The following is a 21,034-nucleotide window of genomic DNA, read 5'->3' as shown; positions in this document are numbered from 1 at the left end:
CTGTCTCTTTATTCAACAATCTCATGAATTAGTGTTGGTACTTGACCGTTATCACTAATATTAATACTTTCCCGTAATAACTGTTCGATATCTGGAATTTCTCGACGATTGCTATAGATCGTTAGCAATGGTTCGCCAGCTTTAACATGGTCGCCCAATTTATGGTGCAATTCAATTCCTACACTATAATCAAGCTTATCGTCAGCTTTTTGCCGACCGCCGCCTAATAACATACTAGCAGTTCCCACTTCGTCAGCTGAAAGTTTTGTTAGCACCCCATCACGGTCAGCATTGAAAGGAATCTTGTACTTAGCTTGGGGCATTAATTGATAATTGTCGACAACAGCCGGATCTCCTCCCTGTGCTTTTATCATTGCCGCAAACCGTTTAAGTGCAGACCCATCTTCAATCGTTTGTTCTAATAGTTTTCGTGCTTCAGTAGTATCTTGCGCTTTTTCACCCATTACTACCATGTAGCTGCCAAGCGTAAGCACTAGTTCAGTCAAATCTTTCGGACCCTTCCCCTTTAGTACATCAATCGATTCTTCAATTTCAAGAGCATTACCGATTTTATTACCAAGCGGCTGGTTCATATCCGAGATTACAGCCATACACTTCAAACCAGCTTGTTTACCAATTTCAACCAACGCCTTAGCCAGTAAACGTGATTGATCAAGCGTCTTCATAAAGGCACCCGTTCCCGTTTTCACATCAATCACAAGGGCATCTGTACCGGAAGCAATTTTCTTACTCATAATCGAACTGGCAATTAGCGGAATTGGGTCAACGGTATCAGTAACATCACGCAAACCGTAAATCTTTTTATCGGCTGGCGCTACTTCACCAGTCGCACCAACAATCGCTAACTTTTCTTGAGCAACCTGATCAATAAATTCATCTTCAGAAAGCTCAACACGAAAGCCAGGAATTGCTTCAAGCTTATCAAGCGTGCCGCCAGTATGACCTAATCCCCGTCCAGAAATCATTGGGACCGGAATGCCGGTTGCAGCAACCATTGCAGCGAGTGGCAGACTAACTTTATCACCAACACCACCGGTAGAATGTTTATCAACTTTAATTCCGGGAATTCGGCTTAAGTCTAAGCGTTCGCCAGATTCCATCATCTTCATTGTTAAACTAGTTTGCTCTTCTTTAGTCATTTTCTGGAAGTAAATTGCCATCAAGAGTGCGCTAATTTGGTAATCAGGGATTGTCCCCTTTACCACACCATCAACGAAGAATTGTAACTGCTCATCGCTTAACGTTCCGCCATTTCGTTTAGTGTCAATGATGTCAACCATTCGCATCGCATTTCGCCCCTTTCGTTAAAAAATATCCTTAATCGTTACTAATTTCTTTGTAGAAACTGGTACCCTTTACAGACTTGACATTGAAGTTTTCCAAAATAGTAGCGCCAAGGTCTGAGAATGTCTTCCGTAAGCCAAGAGATTGGTTTGGCTTGTTCATTGATGGTGAGTAAACCAGCAATGGTACGTTTTCACGGGTATGGTCGGTCCCCTTAAAGCCAGGGTCATTACCGTGGTCAGCGGTGATCATCAGTAAGTCATCAGGCTTCATTTCATCAAGAACCGTTCCAAGCCGCTTATCGAAGTCCATCAATGCTTGACCAAAGCCCTTTGGATTACGACGGTGACCATACATTGCGTCAAAGTCAACCAAGTTAGTAAAGCAGAAACCAGTAAAGTCTTGCTTCATCACTTCATCAACGTGGTCCATTCCGTCCATGTTGCTTTCGTTGTGATATCCCTTATCAATTCCTTGACCGGAGAAGATATCATTAATCTTACCAACACCGATAACGTCATAACCTGCTTCACGCAAACGATCCATGTCGGTTTCACCAATTGGCTTCAAACTGAAGTCGTGACGGTTAGCGGTCCGAGTAAAGTGGTCTTTATCTGGTCCAACATACGGCCGCGCGATAATTCGTCCAACTGTATATTCTGGACCGTTCACAAGTGTTCGTGCATATTCACAAATCTTGTAAAGTTCTTCAACCGGAATTACGTCTTCATGAGCAGCAATTTGCATTACCGAATCACCGGACGTATAAAGAATTAATTCGCCGGTCTTCATTTGCCGTTCACCATAGTCATGAATTACCTCAGTACCAGAATATGGCTTGTTAACGATAACCTTGCGTCCAGAGAACTTTTCAAGCTTATCAACAATTTCTTGTGGGAAACCGTTCGGGAATGTTGATAATGGCTTTGTTACTGGCAAGCCCATCATTTCCCAGTGGCCATCCATACTGTCTTTACCAGCTGAAATTTCTTCCATCTTACCGTAATCGCCAATAGCAGGATCAGCAACTGGCACACCTTCAATTGGGGTATCACGTAAATTACTAATCCCTAATTTACCAAGGTTCGGTAATTTTAAGGCGCCTTTATAATACTCGCCAACATGACCAAGCGTATCTGATCCGACATCATCAAACTTAGCGGCGTCATGAGCGGCACCCGTACCAACTGAGTCCATTACAATAACAAAAACACGTTTATATGACATTTTCTGACTCCTCCTATTTCTGTAAATTAAGATTAGTAATTAAGATTTTTTATTGTTGAGCAGCTTCCTCAAGAATTTGAACAGAAGCGGAAACTCCTAGACGGTTAGCACCTGCTTCAATCATGTCGTAAGCTTCTTGAAGACTGTGAATTCCACCAGCAGCTTTAATCTTAAAGTCGGGGCCAACTGCTTCACGCATAATCTTAACGTCTTCTACCTTAGCTCCAGAAGTTGAGAAACCAGTTGAGGTCTTAACGAAATCAGCGTCACCCTTTACAGTAAGCTTGCTTGCACGGGCCTTTTCTTCATCAGTAAGAAGGGCGTTTTCAATAATAACTTTAAGGATCTTGCCCTTTTCATGAGTAGCATCGGCAACAGCCTTAATGTCAGCAACAACAGCGTCATCATTACCGGCTTTTAATTCACCGATGTTAATAACCATATCAACTTCATCTGCGCCGTCTTCAATAGCCTGCTTAGTTTCAAAAACCTTGCTTTCTGTTGAAGTAGCACCGAGAGGAAAACCGATTACAGTACAAGTATTGATATCAGTACCTGCTAGTCCTTCATGAACCCGCTTCACCCAGTAAGGATTGATACAAACAGAAGCAGTATTATATTTGCGTGCTTCTGCAACCGTCTTATCAATCATTTCTGGAGTAGCCTCTGGCTTAAGCATTGTGTGGTCCATGTACTTTGCTAATTGTGCTTGCGTTAACTTCATAATAATATGATCTCCTCTCAAATTTGAATACGCTTTCATAAGTTTGCGTTTATATCTTAACAGTCTATTGAACATTTGTCCATAGAATTTTAGAAATTTTTTTCATAAGTAATTTATTGAACAAAAAAGACACCTAGAAAAATATTTCCAAGTGCCTTTCTCTATTATATTAACGCCGTGGCGCACGGTTGCCGTAGAGCGAACCAGTAACGTGGAATTTTGAACGGAAATACATATCACCAATAAAGGTAATAACCCCGATTCCGATGTAAAACCATGGATTAAGCCGCGGATTGACTACGTTTGGCAGCATACTTACAAGCATGTAAATAATTAGCCAAGCAGCCAGCCCGGCAACAATTAAAAGAATTCGTTGCCATAACGGCTTCTTGCTAACTCGTTTGCCGTTCTTATCAATTTGTGGCTGAACCTGTGTGGCAACATAACCGAAAATTAATCCTCCAGTAATTGCTACAATCAGGATTGCTGTAATACCGCTGCTTCCAGCATTCTTTGTTTGCATGGCAGCAGGTGATAGCCAGAACATCAATCCAAACATAAAAGTAAAAATACTTAAAAAGATTAGCATGTTATCAATTGCTAATAGCTTGATTGACTGTTTACTTGCTTCTGCCGGTGTTGGCTTAGGATTCTTTAGTTCTTTAGCATATTCAGTCGGTGTTCCAAATAATGCACGGGCTGTTTTGCCTTTTTTCTGACCAGCCAATAATTTATCAATTGTTTCCTTTAGCATTGGTTCTTTCTTATCTGAAGGAACCCCTAACCGATCCAACTGTTTATTTAGCTGGTACATGAAGTCCTCATTTTTTCGTGTTAGGTCATAGTTGCTAAAAGCATTCCAGTCAGCTTGGCGACGTTCTTTTTCTAATTGTTTTTGGCGCTGACCAGCCTGTGCATTTCGTGGTTGTTCTTCACTCACTATAAAACTACTCCTCTCTTGTTTTTAGAGGTTTAAACGTTGAACCGGAATTCAACAATATCGCCGTCTTGCATTACGTAATCTTTACCTTCAAGACGGAGCTTACCTGCTTCTTTTACTGCTGATTCTGAACCAAGCTTATCCAAATCTTCAAAACTCATTACTTCAGCACGAATAAACCCACGTTCAAAGTCTGAGTGGATAATACCTGCTGCTTGAGGGGCTTTTGTTCCCTTCTTGTAAGTCCAGGCACGGGTTTCAGGGCCACCCGCAGTAAAGAATGTTTCTAATCCTAAAAGCTTGTAAGCTGCCCGAATCAAACGATTTAATCCTGGTTCAGTTACTCCTTCCATTTCAAGGAAATCGGCCTTATCTGCTTCATCCATTTCAGCAATTTGTTCTTCGGCAGCAGCAGCAACTCCGATTACTTCACCGTCACCTTTAACATGTTCTTTAATCGCATCCATGTACTTATTGCTCTCTGGATCTGCCATATCTTCTTCGGCAATGTTAGCAACATACAAAACCGGCTTGCTTGTTAACAAGAAAAGGCCCTTAACAATTTTTTGCTCATCATCGCTGAAATCAATTGACCGAACACTCTTACCATCTTCAAGAACAGGCTTAATCTTATTTAGGACTTCTAACTCTGCTAAGGCATCCTTATCACGTCCCTTAGCAGCCCGCTGTACCTTAGCTAACCGCTTGTTAACAGCATCTAAGTCAGCCATTACCAATTCTAGGTTAATTGTATCGATATCTTCTATCGGGTCAACTTTACCAGAAACACTAGTAATATCGTTATCATCAAATGCACGAACAACGTGAACGATCGCGTCAGTTTGACGAATGTTTTCCAAGAACTTGTTTCCTAGTCCTTCCCCTTTACTAGCACCCTTAACAATTCCTGCAATATCGGTAAATTCAAAGGTCGTAGGCACAATCTTCTTAGCTGGAATTAGCTCTTGAATCCGATCCAGACGGCTATCTGGAACTTCAACCATCCCCACATTCGGGTCGATTGTCGCGAATGGGTAGTTAGCCATTTCGGCCCCAGCCTTAGTAATTGCGTTAAAAAGTGTTGATTTACCAACGTTTGGCAAGCCAACGATTCCTGCTGTTAATGACATAAATTGTTCACTTTCCTTTTCAATTAATCATTTATTATTTTAATCTACAATTTGTTATTTGTGATCATTAATCACTAAAAATATTAATCAGCTTGATCAGCTTTTTCGAGAACTTTCTTTAGTCCCTTATCAAACTTTTGGCGGGTCATCATGACAATATGACCGCAGCCCTGACATTCAATCTTAATGTCAGCGCCTACCCGGGTAATTAACCAACGATTGGTGCCGCAAGGGTGCGCTTTTTTCATCATTACAATATCGCCTTTATCATAAGCTGCCATGAGTCGTTCCTCCTTAATCTAAAGTAATATTTAACAATTCAAGGATGCGGGTAAAGTCGTCGTTAGATGTATATGGTATTTCAATCTTTCCTGCACCTTTTTTTCGGCTTTGCGCAACAGAAACCTTTGTCCCAAACTTACTCTGCAACTGTGATTCGGCAGCCCGAATATAAACCGGCTTTCGCTGCGTTCGACGCTGCTCCTTCTTTTGGGCGGTTCCGTTTATTTGAGTAACAATTTCTTCTAATTGCCGCACAGTAAGATTTTGCGCTACTGCTCGCTGGGCAAGCGGTACAAGTTTAGTCTTATCTTTTAAGCCTAGGATTGTTCGCGCCTGCCCCATTGATAACTTGCCGGTATTTAAGAACTCCTTTATTACTGTTGGTAATCCTAGCAACCGCAAGTAGTTAGCAATATAAGGCCGGCTCTTTCCCAACCGAGCTGCAACCTGTGCCTGGGTTAAAGATAGCTTGTCCATTAACATCTGGTATGCCTGTGCTTCTTCTAATGGTGTTAGATCTTCACGCTGAAGGTTTTCTAACACTGCAATTTCCATCATTTGATTATCGCTCATATTACGAACAATCGCTGGAATTGTCTTCTTCTTAGCAATTTTAGAAGCCCGAAAGCGCCGTTCACCGGCAATTAATTCATAACGATTTATTGTTGGATCAGGTTGCCGCAAAATAACTGGCTGAAATACTCCCGACTTTTCAATTGATGATGCTAATTCAGCCAACGCGTCTTGATCGAATGTTCGTCGTGGTTGGTACGGGTTAGGATGGATCAGCGAGAGTTTAACATCTTGCACTGTTTCGTCAGCAGCAAGTTCTGTCACCGTATTTTCAGCAAAGAGAGCTTCTATTCCACGTCCTAATCCGTTCTTTTTATTCTTTGCCATGGTTGGCCAACACTTCCTTTGCTAATTGTTGGTAGACGTGTGCGCCTGTTGAATTTTTATCGTAGTCAATGATTGCTAATCCGTGGCTTGGCGCTTCTGACAGCCGAACGTTCCGCGGGATAATCGTGTTATATACTTGCTCCCCAAAGAATTTCTTTACTTCCGCATTTACCTGCTGGCCTAAATTCGTCCGTTTATCAAACATTGTTAAAAGAACGCCCTCGATTTTTAGTTGGGGGTTAAAGTGTTTGCGGACAAGTTTGATTGTATTTAGTAATTGGCTCAATCCCTCCAAAGCGTAATATTCGCTTTGAACCGGAATAAGAATAGAATCGCAGGCAGTAAAGGCATTGATGGTAAGCAAGCCTAGCGATGGCGGACAGTCAATCAAAATGAAGTCATATTCATCACGAATCTTGCCAAAAGAATCTTTGAGTCGTGTCTCTCGGGCCATCAAGTTAGTTAATTCTACCTCTGCCCCGGATAAGGCAATCGTTGTTGGTGCAATGTCAACACCCTCATGACTAGTTTTTTGAATTACATTCTTGAGCGGTACATCATTAATTAAAACATCGTAAACACTTTGCTTAATATTTTGCTTTTCAACGCCTAAACCGCTTGTTGCATTTCCCTGTGGATCAAGGTCAATCAGTAGGACTCGCTGTCCAAGATCAGCAAGGCACGCTCCTAAATTAACACTGGTGGTTGTTTTACCGACGCCGCCTTTTTGGTTTGCAAGTGCAATTACAGAACCTATTCTTTGGCCTCCCTACTGTTTCTTCGGAATTTCAATTGTTAACTGGTAAGCATCGCCACTATCTTTTTCTTGTGTTCTAATTTCAAAACCGTTAGTGGTTGCCATCTTGATTGACTTCTTGATTGTATTTAACGCAAGCCGCGCATCATTTACTTGCTTTGCCTTATTATTCTTCGGTTTCTTAACCGCCTTGCGTTTTGGTGCTGTCTTTTTTGCTGGTGTTGTTTCTTCTGGAGCAGCTGGTACTTCTTCAGGGTGTGATTCAAGAGAAGCAAGTTCTTTCCGCTTGGCAGCTGCTTTTAATTCAGCAATTTCAGATGGTAAAGGCCGGCCGAGTAAGCGTGCCACCTCGTCTTCTGTTTGACGAACAGTTAACCGTTCATTAACGATCCGCATTAACATATCCCGTTGCTGCTTCTCATCCAAATCTAACAGCGCACGACCATGACGCTCTGAAATTCGGTGATCTAAAATAGCAGTTTGCACTGGAGTAATCAGGCGTAAAAGCCGTAACTTGTTAGCGACGAACGACTGACTCTTTCCCATTCCCTTAGCCAATTGTGACTGCGTAAGGTGGTTTAAATCCATAAGCTGGCGATATGCCTGAGCTTCTTCAACCGAACTCAATTGTGATCGTTGCAAATTTTCAATTAAAGCTAGTGATGCGGTTTCCTGATCGCTCATCTTTTCAATTATTGCAGGTGCTTTTTCCCACTTCAAAAGCTTCATTGCACGATAACGGCGCTCACCGGCAATGATTTCATATTTTGCAGGTTCGTATTCACGAAGAACGATTGGCTGCAAGAGGCCGTGTTCATCAATCGTTTGTGCTAATTCACGAATACCGTCTTGGTCAAAGACTTTTCGTGGCTGATAACGGTTGGGAATAATTTGATCAAGTTTTACTTCTACAACTTTATTTTTTGTACTGTCAGAATTGTTTTTTCCAATACCAAATAATGAAAAAGCCATACTCTTAACTCCTTATCTTATTGAATTGGTTTTTTGCTTGGTAAACCAGGGCGACGCGGATATTTATTGGGCGTTGATTTTACCTTATCAATCACAATTATATTACGTTCTTCATCTGTCACTGGCAAGGTCAAAGGGACTATTTTTTGTACTTGTCCCCCTAATTGCTTGATCGCCGTTCCGCCCTTTTGTAATTCTTCTGAAGCAGCACTTGCCTTATATGCAATAAATTCACCACCAACTTTAACAGCGGGAAGGCAAAGCTCGCTTAATACAGACAGGCGCGCCACAGCCCGGGCGGTTACTATATCAAATTGTTCACGGGACGAACTCTTCTTTGCACTAAAGGTCTCGGCACGATCATGGATCAACGTTACGTCCGTAAGTCCCAGCTTAGCTACTAACTCATCTAAAAACGCAATTCTTTTATTAAGCGAATCAACAATCGTTACTTTTAATTGTGGAAAAGCAATCTTTAACGGCAAGGAAGGGAAACCTGCTCCAGCACCAATATCACATAACGTTAGCTCTTCTGTCGTTAACCGGGGTTCTGCAAATGCCCCTGTAATGGAGTCATAAAAATGCTTTAGGTATACTTCATTTTCATCTGTAATACGGGTTAAATTTACGTGTTCGTTTGTCTTAACTAATAATTGATAATAATCAGCAAACTGTTGCATTTGTTTTGCCGATAACGTGATTCCCTTATTAGCTAATACCTGTTGAAATTGTTCAGGATTCATTCATTAAGTCTCCTTTCGTGAAACATTTATTGTTTCACGTTCCCTATTACTGTACCGTAAATTTCTGATTGTTGCAACTGAGTTAAGCCATTATGAGAATAAAAAATAAGACGGTAAAATAACCTAACTTCTGCTGATACTAAGACAGCAGTACAATAACTAGCTGTGATTAAAATAAACGACCAAAATCAGCTTTCTCGCCAACTTTGGTCATTTATCTCTTAACTATTCAATTAAATCACTTTAGTATTTTAAGAACTTTGGATCCATAAAGGCAGGATTAGGATAAGTATAGAATCCTTGACCTGATTCCTTACCTTCGTGTCCCTCCTTAATCATCTCATCCATTTTATCAGCAATTGCCTTATGACTTTCATCTTTAGTCTGAGCATATGTGTTTCTTTCAATCTGCGCTGCTGTTCGCAGACCTACCATATCTAAAATTCCAAATGGACCCATGGGGGCACCTGTTGATATCATCCAATCCTTATCAATCATTTCAGGCTCTGCAATTCCTTTTGCCCATAAGTTAAGTCCAGATGCTAATAACGGAATTAGTAGGGAATTGAGGATATAACCATGCTGCTCCTTATGAAGAACAATTGGAACCATTTTTATTTCCCGGGAAAAGTCAGTTGCTTCTTCAATTACTTGTGAATCAGTCTGCGCTGTCCCCATAATTTCAACGACATTAAATTTCCAAATTTGGTTTGCAAAGTGCATGTTGAGAAACTTTGCCGGGCGATCTGTAAATGGTGCTAATTGACTTGGGATAAACGTTGAGGAATTACTTGCAAAGATTGTTTTTTCAGGTGCAAGTTTTGATACTTCTTCATAAAAATGTTCTTTTAAGTCTAATGACTCAGGCAATGCTTCAATCATTAAATCAGCATCTTTAACAGCAGTTGCAATATCATCAGTAATTATCTTGATATTATCAAGACCCTTTTGAAATTCATCGGCCGTTAAGTGTACGTCACGTTCATAATCAGCTTTTAACGCCTTAATACGACGCTCTGCAGTATCAATATGGTGATTATAGACACTTACATTAAATCCGGATAATGCTGTTTGATAAGCAATCTGACTACCTAAAACTCCAGCACCTGCTATCATAATATTCTTCATTGGCATTTCCTCCTTGCTTATCTAATATTATCATATTTTAAAACGCTTTCACAAAGATAAGCTACTTTAAAGTATAAAAGTCCAGAATGATTTTTCATTCTAGACTAATATTGTAGCTTATTTAATTTTGCTTACTTCTTCTAGGAACCACTTGTTAAATGCATCAGCATCAATATCAAGGCAAACCTTAGCATTAGTTTTACCATCATGGTAAGCAGCCCGAACATCACCAACAGTTGCACCGATTGCTGGGCCATCTGTTTGGACGTCGACCCACATATCCTTAGTCCTAAAGGCTTCTGGATGAAGGAGGTAGAAAATGGTATTAACATCATGCATTGGACGCCCTGCATCGCTTCCATCGTTGTAGTGCGTGATTAAGCCATGGAGCATTTCTCCTGTCTTATTGAGTTTACCAAGTTTTTCAATAGTATCAGCAGTTAAAAGTGCTTTTAAGGTAACGTCTAAACCAACAGTAACGATTGGTACACCAGCATTGTACATGATCTTAGCAGCATCAGGATCAGTGAAGACATTAAATTCAGCTGCGCTAGTCATGTTACCGCCAGAGAATGATCCACCCATGGCAACAATTTGCTTAATGTGACTCTTTACTTCTGGATATTCGCTAAAGAGCAATGCGATGTTGGTATAAGAACCAGTTGGTACTAATACAACTTCATCTTCAGCCATAATTGCATCACGGAGAGCTTCAACAGCACTTTTATCGATTGGCTTACCATAATCAGTGCCGAAATCATAACCAGGCATTCCAGATTCACCATGGATTCGGGCAGCATCCTCGAACGGCTTAATTAATGGTTGTTCAGCCCCAGCAGCAACCGGAATATCCTTGCCAAAGAAATGAACAATCTTTAAAGCATTAGCAGTTGTCTTATCAACAGTAACATTACCGGCAACGGTAGTGATTAATTTTAAATCAAGCGATGGGTTATTAATTGCCATCGTCAAAGCAGCAGCATCATCAATTCCTGGATCAGTATCCATAATAATTTTAGTAGTCATAGTTCTCGTCTCCTTTTAATTATTATGCAAGCGTTTTCTGAATTAGTGTCAAAAAAAGCAGCTTCGACAGCTGCTTTTCAATTTTACCAAACGAAAAGGCCAACAAATGCGGCTGATAATAGTGAAACTAAAATACCAGAAAGCATTAAGTAACCAATGTTTGAAGCAATGTAATCGTTGTTTTCTTTGTCAACTAAGCCCTTGAAGGCACCAATAATCATACCTAAAGTACCAAAGTTAGCAAATGAAGTTACAAAGACAGTTAATACGGCACGCAAGTGAGGTGCGTAGCTGTTGATTTCACCAGTAACTTTACCCATAACAACGAATTCGTTAGTGATTAACTTCATACCCATATCTTGTGAAAGCATCCATGCTTCGTGAACAGGTAAACCAAGTAACCATGAGAATGGGAACATGATAACACCTAAGATACTTTCAAGAGAAAGGTCTTTCCAGAATAATGCCAAGATAGCATCGATCAAAGCAGCTAATGCAACGAAGGCAACAACGTTAGCAATGATGATAAGGATCAACTTACCAGCACCCAAAATTGAGTCCCCTAAGAAACTGAAGAATGGTTCACGCTTATCAGAGTCAACTTCAGCACCAACTTTTTCGATGGTATCGTCTTCAGCCGGAACCTTAACAGGGTTCAGCATACTTACGGCAATCAATGAGTTAATAATGTTAATTGGAACAGCAGTCAGAATATATTGTCCTGGCATCATTTCAATATATGCACCAAGAATTGAAGCAGTAACACAAGACATTGACATCATAGCGATAGTCAAATTACGTTCCTTATTCATGGCACGTAATTGCATACCAGAAACAGCCAAAACTTCAGTGTTACCTAAGAACATCATTTCTACAGCAAAGAATGATTCAAACTTAGGTTCACCGGTAATTAATGAAAGTCCCCGTCCGATCCACTTAATAATCCATGGCAATACACCAATGTAGTTTAAGATATCGAACAATGGAACAATCATAAGGATTGGCATCAATGCGGAACAAATAAAGTTTAGGTTCTTTGGTGTGTACCAGTCACCTAATGCAAACACAGTCCCCTTTGCAGAAACATTGACAATCCATGCAAATCCATCAGCAGCCGCCTTAACCCCAGCACGACCAGCAGATGAACTTACTAAGAACCATGCTAGAATTAAGTTAAGAACTACCATGATTCCTACAGTCTTCCAGTTGATTGCTTTACGGTCCTTGGAAAAGAGCCATCCAATCCCAAGAAAGACAACCAGCCCAATAATGTTGATAATAAGATACATAGACATGGCTGTGTACCCTCCTTAAATAGAATATTCGTTAACGGCCGTTCCAAACTAAGATAAAATAATTGCATTTGTGGCGAGTTAACTACTTAAGAATATCTTTAAATTTCATTCCTGTAAAGCGCTGTTTAATTGACAATTTGTGAATTTCCATTATTTTTTATCAGGATAATATTACAATTCACTAGTTTGATTACCTTTTTACGCTTTTAAAATTTCACAAAGTTTTTTGCCAACATATGAAAGCGTTATCATATGTTGGCAAAAAGAAACGGAGAAGCATCAGCGGTGAATCGCGGTCACCGTGTGTCTCTCCGTCGCCCCTGCCAAGGTTTTTCTATTATACTTAGTTATTTAATTTTGAGCAATTGTTCGACCATAATTTGAAATAAATTCCGCTTTCACTAAGAAGACATTTCCCGGGGAATATATCATTATTATGCCTTTAAACTGACGGAAGCCCGGAATGTTTATCGGAATAACATTCCGAGCTTCTCATCCATATGGAAGTGGGAAGAAAGGCCAGTTATTATTTTTTCTAGTTTATTATGGTAACTTATCTATCTGCTTAATACGAGGAACTTAAGCTTATCATTATAGGTTTGTTGTAGATATGGCCACTAATTACTTTTAGCTAACATACTTTTTACGGAAACTAAAGCGTTTCATGTGGAGTGGGGTGTTGGTAATTTTCATGCAAAAAGTCTAATTAACGTACTTCAAAGTAGTTTTATTATGAGAAGATGTTTGTTAAATTCGGCCTTCTATCTTTCCACACTTTCAGTATAATATTTTGCGTTTTAAATAGCAATCAAACCGCGTAACGACGGCATTTAGACCGCCTCTAGTTATTAAACAAAAGGGAGCTTTTTATTACTTTATACTTATCTCTTAAACTAATAATTATTAAATGCAAAAGAAAAAAGCCGAAAATAAATTTCAGCTTTTTTACATATTCTAATTTTCCTTCTTCTTTTTCAAAAATCCATAGCCATATGCAAGCAAGGCAAAGATGATAATCGAAAGAATTAGCGGAATTCTAGTTGAATCAATGAACAAAAGAATTACCAATACTGCTAGGAAGAAAATAATTGTTATCCAGCTAGTAATTGGATAACCGGGCATTCCGAATCCCTTAACACCCTTTGGATTCTGTTGCCGATATTTAATATGAGCAACGAGGATAATAATCCATGTAAAAATAAAAGTAATTGTAGAAATCCCAGCAATTACATCAAAGATTCCCGCTGGCATAATGTAATTCAAGATAACGGTAATGAAAAGGATTAGCGAAGAGAAAGTTAAAGCATGGTTAGGCACTGCCTTTGCGCTTAACTCTCCAAAGCGTTTTGGCGCGTTGCCGCTTCGAGAAAGTGAGTAAAGGGAACGACTAGTACTAAAAATTGCACTGTTCGTTGCAGACATTGCGGCTGTCAATACGACAAAGTTAAGAATCGCTGCTGCCCCTGGAACACCAATCGCTGCAAATACTTGCACAAACGGACTTGAAGTCGTCTTAACTTGGAACCATGGATAGATTGACATCAAAGCGATCATTGAACCAATGTAAAATAAACCGATTCGCACAGGCAAGGTGTTAATTGCTTTAGGGATATCCTTCTCTGGGTTCTTTGTTTCTCCAGCAGTCAGACCAACCATCTCAATCCCAACAAAGGCAAACACAACCATTTGAAATGACATCAAAAAGCCCATTGGACCTGTCGGGAAAAAGCCGCCCTGATTAACCAGGTTTGAAAGAGTAACCGGCCGTCCTTCAACGTGACCGTGCATTACAAGTAAAATAACCCCTACCGCAATTAATGCCAGGATTGCAATTACCTTAATCATTGAGAACCAACTTTCCAGCTCTCCAAACAGTCCAACATTAACCATATTAACAAGCATTAATAAGATAACAATAACTAACGGCCCTACCCATTGTGGTAAATTAGGGAACCAGTATTTCAAATAGATTCCTGTAGCGGTCAAATCAGCCATCGCCAACGTTAACCAACATGCCCAGTACATCCAACCAGCCACAAATTCCATCCGGTCACCCAAGTAATCTTTAACTGAGTCAATAAATGAATGTTTCGTCGTATCAGCTAAAATCAGCTCTCCTAATGCTCGCATCATAAAGAAGCAAAAGATCCCGACGATTAGGTACGAAAGAATGATGGACGGCCCTGCTTGGTGAATTGCAGTTCCTGACCCAAGGAAAAGACCAGTCCCAATTGCACCACCAATCGCAATCATCGTTACGTGACGACTTTTAAGTGATCGTTCCAACTTCTGCTGTTGTTTTTCGTCCATAATATGCCTCCTTAAAATTATTTAGTAACAAAAACGTTTTCTTAAACAAATAAAAACGCCCCTGGCAATTAAACTACCAGGGACGTTTTTAAACGCGGTTCCACCCATCTTTATAGCTCGTTATAACAAGCTACCTCTCAGTCGATAAGGAAACCACTCCATTTTAAACGTTCATGCCATTTAATTGGATCCAGTTTTCAGCAAATACTGGATTCTCTGTTAACCAATTATTAAAAGTTACTCATTATTATAATGATAATATTAGCTTTGTCAAATTTAAATTACTAATGGTCAAATGATAACTAAACATTTAGTACTTTATCTAAGAAATTCTTTGTATCAGGATGCTGAGGATTATCAAAAATCTCCTCTGGCGTTCCTTGTTCACGAATATCACCATCGTGGAAAAAGACTACTCGATCAGCAACCTGCTTAGCAAATCCCATCTCATGCGTAACCACAATCATGGTCATCCCTTCCTGTGCTAGACGTTTCATAACTCCTAACACATCACCAACCATTTCCGGGTCTAACGCACTCGTAGGCTCATCGAATAGCATCACATCCGGTTTCATCGCTAATGCCCGCGCAATAGCAACCCGTTGCTGCTGTCCACCTGATAATTTAGTAGGATCAGCATTAGCTTTATCAGCAAGGCCAACGAGGTCCAGATAGTGCATTGCTGCCTTTTCTGCCTCATCTTTAGTCATCTTACCTAGTTGAACAGGCGCAAGAATGATGTTCTCTAGCACGTTCATATTAGGAAATAAGTTAAAATGCTGAAAGACCATTCCAATATTTTCCCGCACTTTATTAATGTTCACTTGCGGATCCGCAATATCATAACCATCCACATAAATGTGACCGCTATTTGGTTCCTCTAGTTTATTAATACAGCGTAAAAAGGTACTTTTCCCGGATCCTGATGGCCCAATCATGCATACAACTTCATTTGGTTTAACATTAAGGTTAATTCCTTTAAGTACCTCGTTGTTTCCATAACTTTTGTGGAGATCTTTTACTTGTACTTTATAGTGTTTATCCATATTAAGCCATCCTCTTTTGTACGTAGTTTGATAACCAAGTCAATAATGTAATGATAATAATGTACATCGTCCCAATGATTAACCACATCTTAAACCCTTCCATGTTTTGGGAAATGATAACAGTCCCTGTCTGGGTTAATTCCATAACACCAATTGCGGAAAGAATAGATGTATCTTTTAACGTGATAATAAATTGGTTAACCAATGAAGGAATCATCAATTTAAATCCTTGGGGTGCAATAACTTTAATTAGCGCTTTACTATATGGCAATCCGAGACTCCGTGCAGCTTCCCATTGACCGATATTAACCGATTCAAATCCACCCTTAACGATCGCTCCGATATAGGCCCCTTCGTCAAAGGTCAACGTCAAAATCCCAGCTAAGAATAGCGGAACTTTATGACCAATCACATTTGGAACTCCCATATAAATAAAGAATGCAAGAACGATCATTGGGATTCCCCGGAAAATATAAATGAGGACACTTGAAACTGCATTAGCAAATTTGTTTTGAACAATTCCTAATACACCAAGGATTACACCAAAAATCATCGCAAAAATAATGCCGACAACGGTTAATTCAATTGTCATCCATAACCCACGAAGCAATGCTGGATAATTAGCCTTGATCAAGCCTAAGATTGTCCGATCAGTTGCACTGCTCTTTGTCGTACTATCGCTCTTAGTGTACTTATCAATGATTTTATCCATTTGACCAGTATCTTTTAGCCACTTGATTCCGTCATTCATCTTCTTTTGTAATGCAAGGTTCTTACCCTTTTGGAATCCAACCGCAACCGGCTGAGCATCAATTGGCTTCTTCGTCACAATCTTAAGCGGTACCCCTTCTTTAATACCATATTCAAGAACAGGGCCATCATCAAAGGTCGCAACTGTATTTCCTGTTTTTACGTCATTCCACATTGTGTTAGATGAATCAAAGTACCGGATCTTATAACCATACTTCTTTTGATTCTTCTTTAAGAATAAGGCCGCACTCGTACCCGACTTAGCAGAAACAGTCTTACCCTTCAATTGCTTCATCGACTTGATGTTACTGTCTTTTGCAACCGCCATTTCTACCCCATCAGTATAGTAAGGAGTTGAAAAGTCATATTTTTCTTTTCGTTCATCGGTAACACTCATTCCGGCAATTACCGCATCAACCTGTCCTGATTCAAGTGCTTGCAAATCGCCGTTAAAACTCATTGGCTTTAACTCATACTTAAAGTGTTCATGCTTAGCAATCTTCTTAAGCATTTCAATTTCGATTCCAGGATTTTTACCAGAATAGCCACCTTTACTATCCTGAATTTCAAATGGTTCAAACGTATTATTAGTTGCAAATGTATACGTTGGTTCGTCGGCAGACACCTGCTGAGGTTTGACCATTTCCCACCCGACTACAATTCCAAGAACTGCAACAATGGTGATGATCATGTTTTTCCACTTGCTGCTTTGCATCTATACCGACTCCTTTTTAATCAAATTTTAACCTTGGTAATACTTTAGCATTGCAAAGCAGTAAAATAAATAATCTTCGGCAAACTATGTGTTTATCAAAGGTGACAGCGGTTTAAACAAGAAAAAGCAAAAGTCAGTTACTAATTATGGTTAATTTTATTAAGTGATTTTGATAGTATCTAATTAGTTTATGAGAATTTTCTATTTAAAAAAGAAGCAGGGAAAACAAAATTTTCTCCTGCTTCATCTTTTTAATCTATAAATTTTACTGCTGTCCCATATGCAACAACAGACTGCATATCGGTGCTAATCGATCCCGAATCAAAGCGCATCATAACAACAGCATCGGCACCCTTGTCCTCTGCTTCCGCGACCATGCGGGCAATTGCCTTTTCACGGGACTCATGCAACATGTTAGTGTAAGCCTTAATCTCGCCACCAACAATATTTTTTAGACCTGCTCCAATATTGCTTAATACGTTTTTTGATTGTGTGGTAACGCCAAAGACCTCACCAATAACCTCATAATTGTGTCCGGGAATTCGCTCTGTCGTTGTAATCAGCATTGCACTTCCTCCTTACTTGTTGGCCTTATTACGGAATGGTACGGCGTTTTCCTTTGTAATCTTAGTTACCCCATGCATGTATGGTACTAAGACTTCTGGAATCGTTACAGAACCATCTTCATTTTGGTAGTTTTCCAAAATAGCAGCAACTGTCCGACCAACAGCTAAGCCTGAACCATTAAGCGTGTGAACATATTGCAGCTTACCGTTTTCATCACGGTATTGGGTGTGCATCCGCCGTGCCTGGAAGTCCAAACAGTTTGAACAGCTTGATACTTCACGGTACTTGTTTTGTGCAGGCATCCAGAGTTCAAGGTCATGGGTTTCAGAAGCAGTGAAACTCATATCACCAGTTGTTAAAGTAATAACATGGTATGGTAAACCAATCTTCTTCAAGATATTTTCAGCATTTGCTGTCATCTTTTCAAGTTCGTCCCATGAATTTTCTGGTTTAGTGTACTTAACCATTTCAACCTTATTAAATTGGTGCATCCGGATCAATCCACGAGTATCACGACCAGCAGCACCAGCTTCAGAACGGAAACATGGCGTTAATGCGGTAACATAAACCGGTAATTCTTCAGTTGGGATTACTTCACCCCGGTAGTAGTTTGTCAACGGAACTTCGGCTGTTGGGATCAAGGTCATATCTTCGCCGTTAACTTGGTAAACTCCTTCTTTGAACTTAGGGAATTGACCAGTACCGTACATGGAAGCGGCGTTAACAATGTATGGCGGAATTACTTCAGTGTAACCATCAGCCATATGTTCATCTAACATAAAGTTGTAAACTGCCCGCTCCAATTGAGCACCGAGACCAAGGTAGTAGACAAAACGTGCTCCAGATACTTTTCCAGCACGGTCAAAGTCTAAGATACCGAGATTCTCACCAATATCCCAGTGGTGCTTTGGTTCAAAGTCAAACTTGCGAACAGTACCAACTTTTCGTAATTCAACTGCTCCATCTTCAGTTAAACTAACAGGAACACCCTCATGCGGAACGTTTGGCAAGTGAGCCATCTTATCGTGAAGTTTTGCATCGTTTGCTTCAACTTCTTCATCTAGCTCCTTGATCTTATCACCGAGTTCACGGGTTTCCTTGATTGCGGCATCTGCAGATTCACCATTGCGCTTAGCTTCACCAATTTTCTTTGATGCTTCGTTCCGCTGTGCCTTCATTGTTTCTGTTTGTTGAAGCAATTCACGTCGCTTCTTATCTAAAGCAATAACTTCATCAATTTCTTCTGGCTTGACACCACGCGTTGCTAATTTTTCCTTATAAAAGTCAGGTTCTTGACGAATTTTTTTAATATCTAACATCGTAAATCCTCCTATGTAAATAAAAAGAGCCACTCCATCCCTTAAATTTTGGGACGAAATGGCTCTGGTTCCGCGGTACCACCCAAGTTTGACTAAAAAGTCACCCTCATGGTAGATAACGGCTACCCAACCGTGCGGAATTACCCGCCCACATACTTAACTGCACCGGAGTTTCGGCCAACAGCTCTCACCACCCGCTGTCTCTCTTCATGGCTTACTTGAAATGCATTCGTGTTTTTTATCTTGCACCTATCTTATTACACTTTTACTGGTTTATCAATTGAAATTTTATTTAAAACAAAAAAGGATTTTCATCTCTGAAAATCCTTTTTTGGTTAGTTTACGCACAACTAACTTTGATGATAAGTCCACCATTCAACATTAAAGCTTATCATCAAGCGGCTTACATACAGTTGGCTTAGCACATTGGCCATACTGCTGTAATTCTGTGCCGACTTTTTTAGGTATCACCAGTATTATGTGTACTGTTGAACTGCTGCTTAACATGACTGTCATGAACAGTAAAAGTATCTAGTAGCATACTTATATGATAAGAATTATAAATCATTCTCTGCCTATTGCTGTTGGCGAAAGCAATTAGGCTATCTTTAAGTTATCTGGGGGAGATATTGCTACTATTGCTTAAAGTTAAGTATTCGGGGGTTTCTTATAAGCATTATCTACCGTTTGACATATCTGTTGAGCATTGTTCATCAAATCATGATACCTCGTTATATAAGGCCATAACCTTATAAATATTAGGGAGTAGTGGTTGCAACAAACAATGCACAAAAATTGTTGCTAATACTTAATAACTCAGCTGTTACCACTGTCGAGCCAAGCGACAACCACTATTATAGTTAACACACCAAGGCATCGGGGGTCGCCTATAATACATTAATTATAACAGTCTATATCCGCCAGTTTATAAGGAACTTGTCCCAAACCAACTGGTGCATACTTGTCACTATCTCTTAGAGTCATGTTAAGTCATGCAATAAATCACTTGAATATAAGTAAAAGGTGAATACTCATCGAGATAAGTAGTAATCTGCACATGATCACTACCAGGCTGCATTCCATCTGCGGTTGTCGTCCAGATGAATGTCGTCACCTGTTGGCAAGTTGCGACCATTCCTGCATGAAACAGGTGGTTAAACTGACTGTTACATCAAAGATTAAATAATTTGCTAGCTGCTCTATCAAATAAGCCATTGCTAAAAGCAGCCACTAATAACTTTCAATTGTCATTCTACTCTCTTAAGAGTTTTTTTCAACTCATTTATCAACAGAAAATATCAATATTTTTAAAAAGATTACTCGCTTTTGTTATATTATCAACGTTTAAAGGTGCTTTTATAAATTTATTTCTATGAAAATCTACTATACATAAATGATGATTTAATCATATGTGATGTCAAAATGCCATTTCTCTTTATCGTTCGATCATCGGTTGCTAATAATTATTCAGTAACTTTTCCTTATTCATCTTCATAACAAACAATCCATTTTAGCCTAATATTTAAAAATCAAAAAAGCCCACGCTATTTCTAGCATGAGCTTTTTCTTCTGCTTCGAGTTTGTTGCTATGAATCTGTTAAGCCACTATATCCATTGCATTACGTTGTTAAGTCGTTGCAATAAACCATCTTCAAATTAACCACAACTCTCCGCATAGCTTATCTTATCCGTTCAACGTTTTATTAATCTTCTTTCCGACGCTTCTTTCCAGCAGCCAAAAGTCCGGTTAATCCTAATGCAGCTAATCCAAGGGCTGCGGCAGAACTGCTGTTTTCGTTACCAGTTTGTGGTAGCTTCTTAGCTTCTTGCTTAGCAGCTGGCGTTGCCTTAGCAGGTGTTGCTGCCTTTGGCGCAGCTGGTGCTTCAGGCGCTGCCGG

Annotated in this window: 20 protein-coding genes; all 20 read right to left on the bottom strand. The window is 39.8% G+C overall.

Going from position 1 to position 21,034, the window contains the following annotated elements:
- Nucleotides 1-8: 8 nt before the first annotated feature.
- Nucleotides 9-1,307 (bottom strand): pyrimidine-nucleoside phosphorylase, encoded by a 1,299-nt coding sequence (locus IEU90_RS09700; protein ID WP_188358064.1) that lies wholly within the window; start codon nt 1,305-1,307, stop codon nt 9-11.
- A gap of 31 nt (nt 1,308-1,338) precedes the next feature.
- Entirely contained in the window at nt 1,339-2,532 is a 1,194-nt protein-coding gene (locus IEU90_RS09695; protein ID WP_153710816.1) for a phosphopentomutase, read from the bottom strand.
- 49 nt (nt 2,533-2,581) lie between these two features.
- Nucleotides 2,582-3,256 (bottom strand): deoxyribose-phosphate aldolase, encoded by a 675-nt coding sequence (deoC, locus tag IEU90_RS09690; protein WP_153710817.1) that lies wholly within the window; start codon nt 3,254-3,256, stop codon nt 2,582-2,584.
- 169 nt (nt 3,257-3,425) lie between these two features.
- A complete protein-coding gene (locus IEU90_RS09685) occupies nt 3,426-4,196 on the bottom strand; it encodes a DUF1129 domain-containing protein (RefSeq protein ID WP_188358063.1) in 771 nt (256 codons plus the stop codon).
- A gap of 32 nt (nt 4,197-4,228) precedes the next feature.
- Nucleotides 4,229-5,326, bottom strand: coding sequence for a redox-regulated ATPase YchF (ychF, locus tag IEU90_RS09680; RefSeq protein WP_153710818.1), 1,098 nt, complete (start codon nt 5,324-5,326; stop codon nt 4,229-4,231).
- An 83-nt stretch (nt 5,327-5,409) separates the two neighbouring features.
- On the bottom strand, nt 5,410-5,607 hold the full coding sequence (locus IEU90_RS09675) for a DUF951 domain-containing protein (protein WP_153710819.1): 198 nt from the start codon (nt 5,605-5,607) through the stop codon (nt 5,410-5,412).
- A gap of 13 nt (nt 5,608-5,620) precedes the next feature.
- Nucleotides 5,621-6,508: a ParB/RepB/Spo0J family partition protein gene (locus IEU90_RS09670; RefSeq protein WP_163705626.1), complete on the bottom strand. Its 888-nt coding sequence runs from the start codon at nt 6,506-6,508 to the stop codon at nt 5,621-5,623.
- Nucleotides 6,495-7,265 carry a ParA family protein gene (locus IEU90_RS09665; protein WP_153710821.1) on the bottom strand — a complete coding sequence of 257 codons (771 nt, stop codon included), beginning with the start codon at nt 7,263-7,265 and terminating at the stop codon, nt 6,495-6,497. Before IEU90_RS09665 ends, IEU90_RS09670 begins: the two co-directional genes overlap by 14 nt.
- 12 nt (nt 7,266-7,277) lie before the next feature.
- On the bottom strand, nt 7,278-8,237 hold the full coding sequence (locus IEU90_RS09660; RefSeq protein WP_153710822.1) for a nucleoid occlusion protein: 960 nt from the start codon (nt 8,235-8,237) through the stop codon (nt 7,278-7,280).
- Between the two features lie 17 nt (nt 8,238-8,254).
- Nucleotides 8,255-8,980 carry a 16S rRNA (guanine(527)-N(7))-methyltransferase RsmG gene (rsmG, locus tag IEU90_RS09655; RefSeq protein WP_188358062.1) on the bottom strand — a complete coding sequence of 242 codons (726 nt, stop codon included), beginning with the start codon at nt 8,978-8,980 and terminating at the stop codon, nt 8,255-8,257.
- A 243-nt stretch (nt 8,981-9,223) separates the two neighbouring features.
- Complete coding sequence (locus IEU90_RS09650) at nt 9,224-10,108, bottom strand: 3-hydroxyacyl-CoA dehydrogenase (RefSeq protein WP_153710824.1); 885 nt, start codon at nt 10,106-10,108, stop codon at nt 9,224-9,226.
- A 117-nt stretch (nt 10,109-10,225) separates the two neighbouring features.
- Nucleotides 10,226-11,134, bottom strand: coding sequence for a ribonucleoside hydrolase RihC (gene rihC / locus IEU90_RS09645; protein WP_153710825.1), 909 nt, complete (start codon nt 11,132-11,134; stop codon nt 10,226-10,228).
- A gap of 83 nt (nt 11,135-11,217) precedes the next feature.
- Entirely contained in the window at nt 11,218-12,423 is a 1,206-nt protein-coding gene (locus IEU90_RS09640; RefSeq protein WP_153710836.1) for a NupC/NupG family nucleoside CNT transporter, read from the bottom strand.
- A gap of 960 nt (nt 12,424-13,383) precedes the next feature.
- A complete protein-coding gene (locus tag IEU90_RS09635; RefSeq protein ID WP_153710826.1) occupies nt 13,384-14,739 on the bottom strand; it encodes an amino acid permease in 1,356 nt (451 codons plus the stop codon).
- Between the two features lie 302 nt (nt 14,740-15,041).
- Nucleotides 15,042-15,785, bottom strand: coding sequence for an amino acid ABC transporter ATP-binding protein (locus IEU90_RS09630; RefSeq protein WP_153710827.1), 744 nt, complete (start codon nt 15,783-15,785; stop codon nt 15,042-15,044).
- Nucleotide 15,786: 1 nt separating this feature from the next.
- On the bottom strand, nt 15,787-17,250 hold the full coding sequence (locus IEU90_RS09625; RefSeq protein ID WP_153710828.1) for an ABC transporter substrate-binding protein/permease: 1,464 nt from the start codon (nt 17,248-17,250) through the stop codon (nt 15,787-15,789).
- 251 nt (nt 17,251-17,501) lie between these two features.
- The gene (locus IEU90_RS09620; protein ID WP_153710829.1) at nt 17,502-17,816 is read right to left on the bottom strand and encodes a heavy metal-binding domain-containing protein; all 315 of its coding nucleotides are present in this window, start codon (nt 17,814-17,816) and stop codon (nt 17,502-17,504) included.
- A 12-nt stretch (nt 17,817-17,828) separates the two neighbouring features.
- Nucleotides 17,829-19,136, bottom strand: a complete 1,308-nt coding sequence (gene serS / locus IEU90_RS09615; protein WP_153710830.1) for a serine--tRNA ligase — start codon at nt 19,134-19,136, stop codon at nt 17,829-17,831.
- A 985-nt stretch (nt 19,137-20,121) separates the two neighbouring features.
- Nucleotides 20,122-20,271 (bottom strand): hypothetical protein, encoded by a 150-nt coding sequence (locus IEU90_RS09610; protein ID WP_153710831.1) that lies wholly within the window; start codon nt 20,269-20,271, stop codon nt 20,122-20,124.
- Between the two features lie 568 nt (nt 20,272-20,839).
- A partial coding sequence (locus IEU90_RS09605) for an LPXTG cell wall anchor domain-containing protein (RefSeq protein ID WP_188358061.1) occupies nt 20,840-21,034 on the bottom strand: 195 nt, incomplete at its 5' end.

The organism is Limosilactobacillus caviae (genome assembly GCF_014635905.1).
GTDB lineage: Bacteria > Bacillota > Bacilli > Lactobacillales > Lactobacillaceae > Limosilactobacillus > Limosilactobacillus caviae.
The sequence above is the reverse complement of the archived record's forward strand: the minus strand, read 5'-3'. Positions and strand labels throughout refer to the sequence as shown.

Coding starts and splice junctions, on each gene's coding strand:
- IEU90_RS09700 (WP_188358064.1), bottom strand. CDS start 1,307: ATGCGAATGGTTGACATCATTGACACTAAACGAAATGGCGGAACGTTA.
- IEU90_RS09695 (WP_153710816.1), bottom strand. CDS start 2,532: ATGTCATATAAACGTGTTTTTGTTATTGTAATGGACTCAGTTGGTACG.
- deoC (WP_153710817.1), bottom strand. CDS start 3,256: ATGAAGTTAACGCAAGCACAATTAGCAAAGTACATGGACCACACAATG.
- ychF (WP_153710818.1), bottom strand. CDS start 5,326: ATGTCATTAACAGCAGGAATCGTTGGCTTGCCAAACGTTGGTAAATCA.
- IEU90_RS09675 (WP_153710819.1), bottom strand. CDS start 5,607: ATGGCAGCTTATGATAAAGGCGATATTGTAATGATGAAAAAAGCGCAC.
- IEU90_RS09670 (WP_163705626.1), bottom strand. CDS start 6,508: ATGGCAAAGAATAAAAAGAACGGATTAGGACGTGGAATAGAAGCTCTC.
- IEU90_RS09660 (WP_153710822.1), bottom strand. CDS start 8,237: ATGGCTTTTTCATTATTTGGTATTGGAAAAAACAATTCTGACAGTACA.
- rsmG (WP_188358062.1), bottom strand. CDS start 8,980: ATGAATCCTGAACAATTTCAACAGGTATTAGCTAATAAGGGAATCACG.
- IEU90_RS09650 (WP_153710824.1), bottom strand. CDS start 10,108: ATGAAGAATATTATGATAGCAGGTGCTGGAGTTTTAGGTAGTCAGATT.
- rihC (WP_153710825.1), bottom strand. CDS start 11,134: ATGACTACTAAAATTATTATGGATACTGATCCAGGAATTGATGATGCT.
- IEU90_RS09640 (WP_153710836.1), bottom strand. CDS start 12,423: ATGTATCTTATTATCAACATTATTGGGCTGGTTGTCTTTCTTGGGATT.
- IEU90_RS09635 (WP_153710826.1), bottom strand. CDS start 14,739: ATGGACGAAAAACAACAGCAGAAGTTGGAACGATCACTTAAAAGTCGT.
- IEU90_RS09630 (WP_153710827.1), bottom strand. CDS start 15,785: ATGGATAAACACTATAAAGTACAAGTAAAAGATCTCCACAAAAGTTAT.
- IEU90_RS09625 (WP_153710828.1), bottom strand. CDS start 17,250: ATGCAAAGCAGCAAGTGGAAAAACATGATCATCACCATTGTTGCAGTT.
- IEU90_RS09620 (WP_153710829.1), bottom strand. CDS start 17,816: ATGCTGATTACAACGACAGAGCGAATTCCCGGACACAATTATGAGGTT.
- serS (WP_153710830.1), bottom strand. CDS start 19,136: ATGTTAGATATTAAAAAAATTCGTCAAGAACCTGACTTTTATAAGGAA.
- IEU90_RS09610 (WP_153710831.1), bottom strand. CDS start 20,271: ATGGTCGCAACTTGCCAACAGGTGACGACATTCATCTGGACGACAACC.